The organism is Haliovirga abyssi, from assembly GCF_030295325.1.
GTDB lineage: Bacteria > Fusobacteriota > Fusobacteriia > Fusobacteriales > Haliovirgaceae > Haliovirga > Haliovirga abyssi.
The window spans coordinates 1407630-1420869 of the sequence record NZ_AP027059.1 but is presented as its reverse complement, the minus strand read 5'-3'; the positions used below and the strand labels follow the sequence as shown (position 1 = coordinate 1420869).

At 28.0% G+C, this 13240-nt stretch carries 11 protein-coding genes; all 11 read left to right on the top strand.

Annotation, left to right across the window (positions count from 1 at the left end):
• The first annotated feature begins 128 nt into the window (after positions 1 to 128).
• The 11 genes from pfkB to RDY08_RS06285 all read left to right on the top strand — a co-directional run bounded on the left by pfkB (position 129) and on the right by RDY08_RS06285 (position 13227).
• A complete protein-coding gene (pfkB, locus tag RDY08_RS06335) occupies positions 129 to 1040 on the top strand; it encodes a 1-phosphofructokinase (RefSeq protein WP_307903535.1) in 912 nt (303 codons plus the stop codon).
• A 425-nt stretch (positions 1041 to 1465) separates the two neighbouring features.
• Positions 1466 to 3976 (top strand): aconitate B, encoded by a 2511-nt coding sequence (locus RDY08_RS06330; RefSeq protein ID WP_307903534.1) that lies wholly within the window; start codon positions 1466 to 1468, stop codon positions 3974 to 3976.
• 85 nt (positions 3977 to 4061) lie between these two features.
• Entirely contained in the window at positions 4062 to 4613 is a 552-nt protein-coding gene (locus RDY08_RS06325; protein WP_307903533.1) for a tetratricopeptide repeat protein, read from the top strand.
• 35 nt (positions 4614 to 4648) lie between these two features.
• On the top strand, positions 4649 to 5164 hold the full coding sequence (locus RDY08_RS06320) for a DnaJ domain-containing protein (RefSeq protein ID WP_307903532.1): 516 nt from the start codon (positions 4649 to 4651) through the stop codon (positions 5162 to 5164).
• Positions 5165 to 5319: 155 nt separating this feature from the next.
• Complete coding sequence (locus RDY08_RS06315) at positions 5320 to 5811, top strand: NADH-quinone oxidoreductase subunit NuoE family protein (RefSeq protein WP_307903531.1); 492 nt, start codon at positions 5320 to 5322, stop codon at positions 5809 to 5811.
• 109 nt (positions 5812 to 5920) lie between these two features.
• Complete coding sequence (locus tag RDY08_RS06310) at positions 5921 to 6325, top strand: (2Fe-2S) ferredoxin domain-containing protein (RefSeq protein ID WP_307903530.1); 405 nt, start codon at positions 5921 to 5923, stop codon at positions 6323 to 6325.
• 20 nt (positions 6326 to 6345) lie between these two features.
• A complete protein-coding gene (locus tag RDY08_RS06305) occupies positions 6346 to 8142 on the top strand; it encodes an NADH-quinone oxidoreductase subunit NuoF (protein WP_307903529.1) in 1797 nt (598 codons plus the stop codon).
• A 20-nt stretch (positions 8143 to 8162) separates the two neighbouring features.
• A complete protein-coding gene (locus RDY08_RS06300) occupies positions 8163 to 9914 on the top strand; it encodes an NADH-dependent [FeFe] hydrogenase, group A6 (protein WP_307903528.1) in 1752 nt (583 codons plus the stop codon).
• A gap of 319 nt (positions 9915 to 10233) precedes the next feature.
• Positions 10234 to 11670, top strand: a complete 1437-nt coding sequence (locus RDY08_RS06295) for a UDP-N-acetylmuramoyl-L-alanyl-D-glutamate--2,6-diaminopimelate ligase (RefSeq protein ID WP_307903527.1) — start codon at positions 10234 to 10236, stop codon at positions 11668 to 11670.
• Positions 11670 to 12464: a YdcF family protein gene (locus RDY08_RS06290; protein WP_307903526.1), complete on the top strand. Its 795-nt coding sequence runs from the start codon at positions 11670 to 11672 to the stop codon at positions 12462 to 12464. The genes RDY08_RS06295 and RDY08_RS06290 overlap by 1 nt, the downstream gene beginning before the upstream one ends.
• 10 nt (positions 12465 to 12474) lie before the next feature.
• Positions 12475 to 13227, top strand: a complete 753-nt coding sequence (locus RDY08_RS06285; RefSeq protein ID WP_307903525.1) for a substrate-binding periplasmic protein — start codon at positions 12475 to 12477, stop codon at positions 13225 to 13227.
• Positions 13228 to 13240 lie beyond the last annotated feature (13 nt).

Sequence of the window (13240 nt, the reverse complement as noted above, 5' to 3'; positions counted from 1 at the left end):
TTATTGAGGAACGGCTTAAAAATAACCTTCCGATTTTGTTTTAAAATACGCAATGGTTTAAGCGTTTTTATAACAAAAAATGAGAAACTTATTTTTTAAACGTTCTTGAGCCATAGGGAGGCAGAAAAATGATTTATACTGTAACATTAAATCCTTCACTTGATTATAATATAAAATTATCTGAATTTAAAGAAGGAAGATTAAATACTATTGTATCTCAATATAAAACAGCTGGGGGTAAAGGAATAAATGTAAGTCAAGTTTTAAGAAATTTAGAAAAGGATTCAATTGCACTTGGATATATTGGGGGATTTACTGGCAAATATATAGAAAAAAATCTAAAAGAAAAAAATATAAAATGTGATTTTATAGAAATAAATCAAGATAGTAGAATAAATGTGAAAATAAAGAGTGAAAAGTCTGAAACAGAAATAAATGATAAAAAGTTAAAAATTTCAGAATCTGAAAAAAAGGAGTTATTTTTAAAAATAAAATCTCTAAAAAAAGATGATATATTAGTTTTAGCTGGAAGTGTTCCAACTTCATTAGAGGAAGATATATATGCAAAATTATCTGAAATAGTTGATGAAAAAGTGAAAATAGTAGTTGATACAACTGGAAAATATTTAGTAAACTCATTAAAGTATAATCCTTTTTTGATAAAACCAAATTATTTTGAATTGGAAAATATATTTGGAGTTAAATTGAAAGACGAAAAAGATGTTATTGTATATGGGAAAAAACTTTTGGAAATGGGAGCTAAAAATGTAATAGTATCAATGGCTGGAGATGGAGCATTATTAATAAATGAAAAAGATATTTTAAAAGCTATGGTTCCTAAAGGAACAGTTAAAAATTCTGTTGGAGCAGGAGATTCTTTAATAGGAGGATTTCTATCTGCAATGGAAGAAGATAAAGAGCTAATAGAATGTTTTAGAATAGGAGTGGCATCAGGAACAGCAACAGCTTTTTCAGACGAATTATGTAAGAAAGAAGAAATTGAAAAGATAAAGAAAGATATTATAATAAAGAAATTATAAGATTAGAAAATTAATTTTATAAGTAAACCATATAGTATAAAATAATTAGAGAAAAGGATGTTCAACGCAGAGCCGCAGAGAAAGCAAAGTTACGCAGAGATAGATAGGATTGGAAGAGTTTTTAATTACCAATTATTATTTTCCTCTGTGAATCTCTGATTATTTTACGACTCTGCGTTGTCATATTTTGTTTGGGTTAATTAGGAATGGCTTGAAAATAACATTTCCATTTTGTTATAAAATACGCAATGTTTTAAGCGTTTTTATAACAAAATATGAGAACATTATTTTTCAAACGTTCCTTAGCGTAATTAGTTCCTTGTTTTTTTTTAGATTATGTTATATAATAAGGTCACTTAACAGGTACAAGTTTTGAAAAAATATTTTATAATAAATAATGAATAAAAAATTGAAGGAGGAATAATATGGAAGTTTTTAAAAGCTACAAAAAAAGAGCTGAAGAAAGATATAAGTCATATGGATTATATCCAAGACCTATAAAATCACAAGAGGTAGAATCATTTTTTAAAATGTTAATTGCAGGAGAAAATTTAGAAGAAAATATTGAATTTTTAGGAGAAAAATTTGTTTTTGGAGAATTATTAGTAAAATTAATAAAAAATGAAGTTTTAAGAGGAACATTCCCAGAAACTTATAAAAAAGCTGAATATTTATATAAAATAATATCTGAAAATATAAAAAATAGTTTTATAAACAAAGAAGATGCTTTAATTACTCTTTTTAATATGAAGGGTGGAGCAGCAACTCCAATTATGATAAAATTAATTGAAGAAAAAATTGAGTCTGATAGAGTAGTGGAAGAATTAAAAAAAGTAGTTTTAGTAAACAAAGAAGATTTTGATAAATTAGCTAAATTGTCAAAAAATAGTTCTGAAATTGCAAATTTAATTAAAGCTTGGGCAGAAAAAGAATTTTCAAAAACTTGGAATTTAAAATCTGAATATTTAGGAGTTGGGATAAAAGTAGGAGATTTCATAAGTACAGATCATTTATCACCTGGGAAGAGAGCTAATTCTAGGACAGATAAGCCATTGCATGCTACATATATTATGGATGGAAGACCTGATGAAGCAGATTTTATGGAAAGATTAAATAAATTAAAAGAAAAAAGTAAGAGTATATATATAGTTGGTGGAGAAGGATTTGGAGAAGGTTCGTCTAGAAAGTCAGCTACATATACTGTATTACAAGTTATAGGAGAAAATATAGAAGGAGAACCAGAAAATAAAACTGGTGGAGTTGTAATTGCAAAAACTATGGCACCTATTTTTAGAAATTCTTTGGTTTCATCTGCAATATTACCAATTTTATGTAATACAGATGGTATAAATGAGGAAGATAGTATAAAAGTAGATGTAGAAAATAGTAAATTGATAATTAATAATGAAAAAGAGATAGAATTTGAGAAAATAGAAGATCTTGATTTGGAAAAAATTAAAGCTGGCGGAGTTAATAATTATACTGCTGGGAAAGAATTGCAAGCTTGGGCATCAGATTACTGTATAGAAAATAATATTGATTTTGATAATTCTAAAATGCCAGAAAAATTAAAAGATAGTGATGAAAAAGTTGCCATGAATTTAGCTGAAAAGTTAGTTGCGTATAATAGAATAGATGGGAAAACAACAGTTAAAGCAGGAGAAACTGCTACTGTAAAAGTAAGAGGAGTTTATTCTCAAGATACAACAGGACCTATGACAATGGAAGAATATCAATCAATGGCTGGTGGAATGACATTTGGAGCTGATTTTGTAGTTCAATCGTTATGTCATACTTGTGAGGCACCAAGTTCAGAAGAGAGAGATAGACACAAATTTTTAGTAGGGTTTGTAGATGATAGAGGTGGAGTTGGATTAAGACCAGGTGAAGGAATTATACACACAATAGGGAATAGATTTGTAACGCCAACAGATATTATTGTAGGTGGAGATTCGCATACAAGAAGTCCAAGAGGAATATCGTTTCCTGGAGCTTCAGATATAGTTGCAAGTTGTATGAAATATGGAAAAATGGAATTGATAATGGATAAAGTAGTTAAAGTTGAATTTTATGGAGAATTACAAGCAGGTATGACTGCCAGAGATATGGTATCAATGTTAGTAATGGAAGCTGAAAAACAAGGGTATGGGAAAGGTGTATATACTGGGAAAATTATAGAGATGTATGGTATAGAAAAATTAACGTCTGAAGAAAAATATATATTAACAAATGCAGTGGCAGAAAGATCAGCATCAGCTGGATTAATTCAAGCAGATGAAAATACAATAAAAGAATTGGAAAAAGATTTGGAATATTTGAAAAATAGACCTGATGCCAACATATCAGAATCTGTAAAAAAAGCATCTAAATCAATAGAAGAATTTTTGGAAAATCCAATCTTTTTAAGAGCAGATGAAAATGCAGAATATGATGCAGTTATAAAAATAAATTTAAATAATTATAAAGAACCAATAGTTGCGGTACCTCATCATCCAGATAATGTTGCATTCTTATCAGAGGTAGCAGGGACAGAAGTTGATGAAGTATATATTGGAAGTTGTGTAGGTGGAGAATATGAGTCAATAAGCAGCGCTGCAAGAATTTTAGATGGAAATAAAATAAAAAGAGGAATAAATTTTGTAGTAAGTCCAGCAGCAGAGGATATTACAGAAAGATTAGCTGATAATAAAGATTTAGATAAAATTATTAATGCTGGTGGAGTAGTAATAATGCCAACTTGCGGACTATGTATGGGTAATAAAAGAAGAATTGGATCAAATTCTACTGCAATTACAACTACAACTAGGAATTATCAAGGAAGACTCGGGCCTGCAAATTCAGGAGCTTATTTAGGAAGTTCTTTAGTAGCGGCTTGTTGTGCAATATTAGGAAAATTTCCTACATTAGAAGAATATATGGAATTTTTAAATAAGTAAAAAATAAAAACTTTAAAAAAAGATGAAAATATGATATAATAATTTAAGTTTTGGATTAAAAATAACCGTTGAGAGGTGATGAAAAGTGCTAAGAACTAAAATATTTAATGAAATATCTAATATCAAAAAGATAGGGTTAAAAATACAAAAATTAAATGAAATATTATCACAAGCTCCTAACAACATAAAAGCTTTGGAAGAATTGGGAACTATATATCATTATAGTGGACAAGATATAGAAGCTATAGATATATATGAAAAATTAAAAAAATTAGAACCTAAAAATATAGATATCAGAGGTTTTTTGGGGTATCTATATTATGAAATTAATAATTTAGAAAAAGCCATTGATGAGTTTAATTTTATATTAGATATAGCTCCTGATTCGCCATTTGTATCCTTTTTATTAGGGAATGCATATTCAAGAGCAGGGTTAGTAGTAGATGCAGTAAACGCATATGAATTTGCAATATTTTTAGATTTTGATATGTATAGTGCACATCTTGATTTTGCTAAAAAGTATGAAGATATGGGAAGAATAAATAGGGCGTTAAAAGAATATAAAGCGGCTTATGAAATAGATGTTAAAGATAAAAAAATATTAGAAAAAATAAAAACATTAGAAGGAATGAAATAGAGGGCTTAGTGCTCTCTATTTTTTAGGAGGAACAAATGCTATATATAATATTATTAATAGGTATTGGTTTTATATTTGGATTTGAAAATATGATTGCAATATTAACTACATTATTCTTTATATATGTTTTTTTCACATTGTTTGGAGTATTATTTTCACTTCTTCCTGTATTAATAGTTATAGGGTTGATATATTATTTTTTAAATAAGGATAAAATAAATTATAAATATAAATCTTATAAAAATTTTTTCGAAGATGGAGGAAATAAAAATTATTATTATAAATGGGACAATACCGAGTCTAATAATTACCAAAATAGTTCTCAAAGTTTTTATAATAACATCAATAATTTAGATGAGTATTATTCAATATTAGGAGCAAGCAAAGATTTATCAGATGAGGATATAAAAAAGAAATATAAAGAATTAGCAAAAAAATATCATCCAGATATTCATCATAATAAACCAGAAGAAGAGAAGAAAATATATGAGGAGAAATTCAAAAAAATTCAAGAAGCGTATGAAAAAATAAGAGAAGAAAGAAAATTTTGAAAAATGTACTAAAATGGGCTTTAAATACTTTACAATATTTTTTATATGTGATATACTTATCAAAGATATTAGAATGTGAAAAATAACACATTCTAATATTAAAATATTAGAAAAAGTAAATATAAGAACTATAATAAAAGAAGGAGGAAACAACAATGTCTAATGGATGTCAAAACAAATTAGCACAAGATTGCTATAGTAAACTTGAAAAGTTTATTAATGAATTGCCAGAAAAAAAAGGGGCTTTAATATCAGTACTTCATAGAGCTCAAGATATTTTTGGATATTTACCAGCGGAAGTACAAAAATTTATATCAGAAAAGCTAGATATACCTTTAGCAAAGGTTTATGGAGTTGTAACTTTTTATTCATTTTTTACAATGACACCGAAAGGGGAATATCCAATTTCAGTATGTTTGGGGACAGCTTGTTATGTAAGAGGAGCAGAGAAAGTTTTAGATGAATTTAAAAGAGAATTAGATCTTGAAGTAGGAGAAACTGGATTAGATGGTAAATTTTCTTTGGATGCTTTAAGATGTGTTGGAGCATGTGGATTAGCTCCAGTTGTACTTGTAGGGGAAAAAGTATATGGAAGAGTTACTCCAGAGCAAGTTAAAGATATTTTAAAAGAATATAAGAACGTTTAAAAAATAACTTTCCCTAAATTCATATTAAAAATGCTAAAAGCATTGCATATTTTGATATGAAAAGGGTAACTACTTTTTAAGCCGTTCCATAACTAGGAGGTAGATTTTAATGGCAAAAATAAAATCATTAGATGAATTAAAAAAATTAAGAGAAAAATTACAAAATAAAGTAGAATTAAGAGAAAAAGGTGAAAATGTAGATGATTTAGTTCAAATAAAAATAGCAATGGCAACTTGCGGAATTGCTGCAGGAGCTAAAGATACAATGGATGCTTTTATCGGAAAATTAAATGAAAAAAATATAAAAAATGCTGTAATAACACAAACTGGATGTATGGGATATTGTCATTCAGAACCAACTGTAGAAATAACTTTACCAGGTAAAGAAGCAGTTGTGTTTGGAAATGTAGATGCAGATAAAACAGAAGAAATAATTGAAAAATATATTAAAAATGGAGAATTGGTAGATGGAATAATACCAGTAGGGTATACAACTATTGAAGAAGAAAAATAATTTGAAGGAGGGTATAACAAATGGCAAATTATAAGATGCATGTTCTTATATGTGGTGGAACAGGATGTTTATCGTCAGGTAGTAAAGCCATAGCTGATAATATAAAATCATTATTAAAAGAAAATAATATGGAAAATGATGTACAAGTATTAATGACTGGTTGTTTCGGATTTTGTGAAAAAGGACCAATAGTAAAAATCTTACCAGATAATACATTCTATACAGAAGTAAAACCTGGAGATGCAAAATTAATTGTAGAAGAACACTTAATAAAAGGTAGAAAAGTAGATAGTTTATTATATAAAGATCCAATGACAAAGAAACATATAAGTGATTCTAAACATATGGATTTTTATAAAAAACAGATGAGAATAGCACTTAGAAACTGTGGATTTATAGATCCTGATAAAATTGAAGAATATATAGCAAGAGAAGGATATCAAGCTTTAGGAAAAGTTTTATCAGAAATGACTCCAAAAGATGTAATTGCTGAAATGAAAGAATCAGGATTAAGAGGAAGAGGTGGAGGAGGATTCCCTACTGGATTAAAATGGGAATTTGCTAGTAAATATAACATTGGAGAACAAAAATATGTAGTATGTAACGCTGATGAAGGAGATCCAGGAGCATTTATGGATAGATCAATCTTAGAAGGAGATCCTCATAGTGTAATAGAAGCAATGTCTATTTGTGGGTATTCTATTGGTGCTACTAAAGGGCTTGTTTATATAAGAGCAGAATATCCATTGGCAATAGAAAGACTGCAAAATGCTATTAGTTCAGCAAGAGAAATGGGACTATTAGGAAAAGATATTATGGGAAGTGGATTTGATTTTGATATTGAGTTAAAATATGGAGCAGGAGCATTTGTTTGTGGAGAAGAAACTGCACTTATTCATTCTATGGAAGGTGAAAGAGGAGAACCTACAACAAAACCACCATTTCCAGCAGAATCAGGATATTGGGGAAAAACTACAAATGTAAATAATGTAGAAACATTTGCAAATATACCTGTAATTATTAATAAAGGTGCAAACTGGTTTAATAAAATAGGAACAGAAAAATCAAAAGGAACAAAAGTTTTTGCATTAGCAGGAAAAATAAATAACGTAGGACTTATAGAAGTTCCAATGGGAACAACTTTAAGAGAAGTTATTTTTGATATAGGTGGCGGAATTAAAAATGGAAAGAAATTTAAATCTGCACAAACAGGAGGTCCTTCTGGAGGATGTTTAACAGAAAAAGATCTTGATGTTCCAATAGATTTTGATAACTTAGTAGCAGCAGGTTCTATGATGGGATCTGGTGGAATGATAGTTATGGATGAAGATGATTGTATGGTATCTATTGCAAAATTCTATCTTGATTTTACAGTTGATGAATCTTGTGGTAAATGTACTCCTTGTAGAGTAGGGACAAAAAGATTATATGAAATGTTAGATAAAATTACAAAAGGTCAAGGAACTATGGATGATCTTAAAAAATTAAAAATGTTAAGTGGAGTAATAAAAGATACAGCACTTTGTGGTCTTGGACAAACAGCACCAAATCCAGTATTATCAACATTAGATAATTTTTGGGATGAATATGTAGCACATGTAGTAGATAAAAGATGTCCAGCAGGACAATGTACAGCATTACTTCAATATGTAATTGATCCAGGTAAATGTATTGGTTGTACAGCTTGTGCAAGAGTATGTCCAGTAGGAGCAATTTCTGGAAAAGTTAAAACTGCGCATGTAATAGACCAAGAAAAATGTATCAAATGTGGAGCGTGTTATGATGCTTGTAAATTTGGGGCTATTGAAAAAAAATAATAACAAAGGAGTGAAAATAGATGGAAATGGTAAAAATTACTATTGATGATAAACTTGTAGAAGTGCCTAAAGGGTCTACTATATTAGATGCTGCAAAGAAAGTTAATGTAGAAATACCTACTTTATGTCATTTGAATTTACATGACGTAGGATTAGTAAATCAAACTGCTTCTTGTAGAGCTTGTGTTGTAGAAGTTGAAGGAAGAAGAAATTTAGCACCTTCATGTGCAACACCAGTTACAGATGGAATGGTTGTTAAAAGTAATAGTGTAAGAGCATTAAATGCTAGAAAAGTTGTATTAGAATTACTTTTATCGGATCATCCAAAAGAGTGTTTAACTTGTGCTAAATCAGGTGAATGTGAACTACAAGATTTATCAGAAAAATTTGGAATAAGAGAAATAAGATGTGATGGAGCTCAGTCAACATATAGAGAAGATTATTCTCCTTCAATTATAAGAGATATGGATAAATGTATTATGTGTAGAAGATGTGAAACTATGTGTAATGAAGTACAAACAGTAGGAGCATTATCTGGAATTAATAGAGGATTTGATGCAGTAGTATCACCAGCATTTGAAATGAATTTAGAAGATTCTGTATGTACTTATTGTGGACAATGTGTGGCAGTATGTCCAACAGGGGCATTAACAGAAAAAGATTATACTTGGGATGTAGTATCTGCATTAGCTGATCCTGAAAAAACAGTAGTTGTGCAAGTAGCTCCAGCAGTAAGAGCAGCTTTAGGTGAAGAATTTGGAATGGAACCAGGAACTCTTGTAACTGGAAAAATAGTAACTGCATTAAAAAAATTAGGATTTGATAATGTATTTGATACAGATTTTGCAGCTGATTTAACAATAATGGAAGAAGCTAGTGAGTTTTTAGATAGATTAACAAGACATTTAGAGGGAGATAAAACAGTAAAATTACCAATACTTACTTCTTGTTGTCCAGCATGGGTAAAATTCTTTGAGCATCAATTCCCAGAGATGAAAGATATACCTTCAACAGCTAAATCTCCACAACAAATGTTTGGAGCTATAGCAAAATCTTATTATGCTGAAAAAATAGGTGTGAAAAGAGAAAATATGGTAGTGGTTTCAATTATGCCTTGTCTTGCTAAAAAATATGAAGTTGGAAGAGACGAATTTAAAGTAGACGGAAATCCAGATGTAGATATTTCAATTTCTACAAGAGAATTAGCAAGAATGATAAAACAGTTTAATATTGATTTTGTAGATTTGGAAGATCAAGAATTTGATAATCCATTAGGAGAATCAACAGGAGCTGGAGTAATATTTGGTGCAACTGGAGGAGTTATAGAAGCAGCAGTAAGAACAGCATACGAATGGGTTACAAAAGAAGAATTAAAAGATGTAAACTTTACTTCTTTTAGAGGACTAGATGGAATAAAAAGTGCAACTGTAAAAGTTGGAGATTTAGATTTAAATATAGGAATAGCACATGGGCTTGGAAATGCAAGAAAATTATTAGAAGATATAAAATCTGGTAAATCAAAATTCCATGCTATAGAAATAATGGCTTGTCCAGGAGGATGTATTGGTGGTGGAGGTCAACCTTACCATCATGGAGATTTAGATATATTAAAGAAAAGGGCAGAAGCAATATATAGAGAAGATGAAGGAAAAGCAATTAGAAAATCTCATGAAAACCCATATATTAAAGAGTTATATTCAACATATTTGGGAAGCCCATTGGGAGAAAAAGCTCATCATCTATTACATACACATTATTTTAATAGAAAATAAAAATTAATAATTATTAAGGAACGGTTTAAAAATAACGTTATTAAGGACAGAAATTAAATTTCTGTCCTTTTTATATTTTACTAGGAAAGTTCAGAAAATAAGCCATTCAATTTTTTTGAAATATGCGATTTTTCAAAGCAAAATTTTTTAGAACTATAAAATTTAAAAATTAAAATATCTTTAAATTTAAAAACAAATGTGATATAATTTGTATGAAGAGTATGATTATCTAACAAAAATAAGTTTTTTTAGAAAATAAAATGATTTTATAAAAAAAGCAAACTAAAAAATAAAAAAATATTGAAAAGAGGAAGTTGAAATGGAAAAATTATTTAAGAATATAGAATTTGAAATATTAAATCAAGGAGAAAAAACAGATTATAACAAGATGGAATATGACTCTAGAAAAATAGATGAAAATGATATTTTTGTAGCATTAGAAGGGTTTTCTATTGATGGACATAATTTTATTGAGACTGCTATTAATAATGGATGTAAAATGGTTATTGTATCAAAAAAAGTGGAGATATTAGATGAAAAAGTTACATATATAAAAGTAAATAATTTAAGGAAAAGATTAGGGATTATAGCTTCTAATTTTTACGATTGGCCACAAAAGAAACTTAAAATAATAGGGATTACAGGAACAAATGGGAAAACAACTACAACATATTTAATAGAAGAGATATTAGGAAAAGTTGCAAGATTTGGAACTATTGAATATAAAATAGGAGATGAAATAATAGCTGCGCCAAACACAACTCCTGAATCATTGGATGTTGTAAAAATGTGTAAAAAAGCTATTGAAAAAAATATAGAGTATCTTATTATGGAAGTATCATCACATTCGTTAGAATTAGGAAGAGTTGATATGTTAGAATTTGATGTAGCGATATTTACAAATTTGACACAAGATCATTTAGATTTTCATGGAGATATGGAAAATTATTTCTTGGCAAAAGAAAAACTGTTTTCAAAATTAAAAGAAAAATCTAATGCAATTATTAATATAGATGATGAATTTGGAAAAAGATTATATAACAAATATTCAAATGGAATATCTTATTCAAATATTAACGGAGATATAGTTGGAAAAATAACAAATTATACAAATCATAATATGATTTTAGAAATAGATTATATTAAAAAGAGTAGTTTTGAAACGAAATTAATGGGGAAATTTAATTTATATAATATAATGGCAGCATTTGGAGCTGGTATAGCTTTAGGATTTTCAGAAGATGTTTTAGTTGAAAAATTATCAAATGCAAAAAGAGTACCTGGTAGATTTGAAACAATTAGTGAAAATCAAAATTTTATGGTTGTTGTAGATTATGCACATACAGAAGATGGTTTATTAAATATATTATCAGCATTAGAAGAGATAAAAAAAAGCAAAATAATAACAATTTTTGGAGCTGGTGGAGATAGGGATAAAACGAAAAGAGCTAAAATGGCAAAAGCAGCTGCTAAATTTAGCGACTTTGTGATTATTACATCTGATAATCCAAGGACAGAAAATCCAGTAGAAATATTAAATGGTGTAGAACAAGGAATGAAAGATATAGATTATAAAAATTATGAAGTAATAGAAAATAGAGAGCTAGCAATAAAAAAAGGGATTGAGATTGCTATGAAAAATGATATAGTTTTAATTGCAGGCAAAGGGCATGAAGATTATCAAATCATTGGAAAAGAAAAAATACATTTTGATGATAGAGAAATAGCAAGAAAATTCTTAAAGGAGAAAAAGTAATGTTTTTAATTTTATATAAGCTGATATTAAGCTTTTTATTACCACCAGGAATATTTATATTAATATTTTTCATTACTGGAGGATTAATATTTTATTTTAACAAAGAAAAATTATATAAATTCAAAATAATTGGCATAGTATTAATTGGGACAGGAACTATTTTGTATTTATTTTCAATAGAACCAATTAAAGATTTAGTTGTTATGCCGTTAGAAAATATATATGCTCCGATTAAATATAAAGATTTAGAAAATGCAGATTCAATAATAATGTTAGGCGGAGGTATAATTGATAATGCTCCGCTTAGTTTTGGAGAAAAGGGGATACCTTCCTATTCTGCATTAGCAAGAATAAACGAAGTTATAAGAGTTTATAATAAAACTAATAAAAAATTAAAAATATTATTATCAGGTGGATCTGTCTATGGCAATACAGAACCAGAGGCAAAATTATACAGAAGATATTTAATTAGTTTAGGTGTGAATGGAAATGATATATTAATAGATGATAAAAGTAGAACTACTTATGAAAATGTAATTAATTTAAAAAAATTATTAAAATTAAACAAATTTCAACATCCAATACTCATTACGTCAGCAACGCATATGCCAAGAAGTGTGTATACTTTTAAGAAAAACCAAATAGATGTAATCCCAGATAACTGTGATTATATAACAAGAAGAGCAGGATATCAATTTTCATCATTTTTCCCATCGGCTTTAAATATAGAGTATATGAGAAGAGGGGTATGGGAATATATTGGAATTGTGTATTATAAAATAAAGGGGTTTTAGGGAGGTTAAAATGAAATTAAAAATAATATTAATTATATGTTTTTTAATTAGTTTTGAAATTAGTTTATCTGAAGGTGTATTAGTTGTAACAGAAAATTTTCCCCCATATAATTATGAAGAAAATGGGGGAGTTAAAGGGATATCTACTGAAATATTAAAAGAAATATTAAAAAAAGCAGATATAAATTATAAAATAAAAGTATATCCTTGGGCGAGAGCATATAACATGGCAGAAACTCAAAAAAATATATTAATTTATTCGATTTTACACACTAAAAAAAGAGAAAATAAATTTAAATGGGGAGGTGAATTAATAAAAACTCAATCTAGTTTGATAAAGCTAAAAAGCAGAAAAGATATTGTTGTTAAAAAATTAGAAGATGCTAAGAAATATCAAATAGGAGTGAGATTAGAAGATGCTGGGCATCAATATTTAAAATCTAAAAAATTTAAAAAGTTTGAATATACAAATAAAGGAGGATTGAATATATTAAAATTATATTATTCTAGAATAGATTTGATGTTATATGATGTTTCTTCTTTTAAATACTGGGTTTTAAAAAAATATGGGAAAAAATATAATTTTTCGATTAATGATTTTGAAATTGCATATACTATAGATGATTTATCAGTAGGTCTTGAATTTGCATTTAGTAAAAAAACAGATGATAAAATAGTAGAAAAATGTAAAAAAGCTTTTAAAGAAATAAAGGAAAATGGGATATATGAAAAAATATTAAAAAAATATAAAATAAAAAAATAGGAGTAGGATTAAT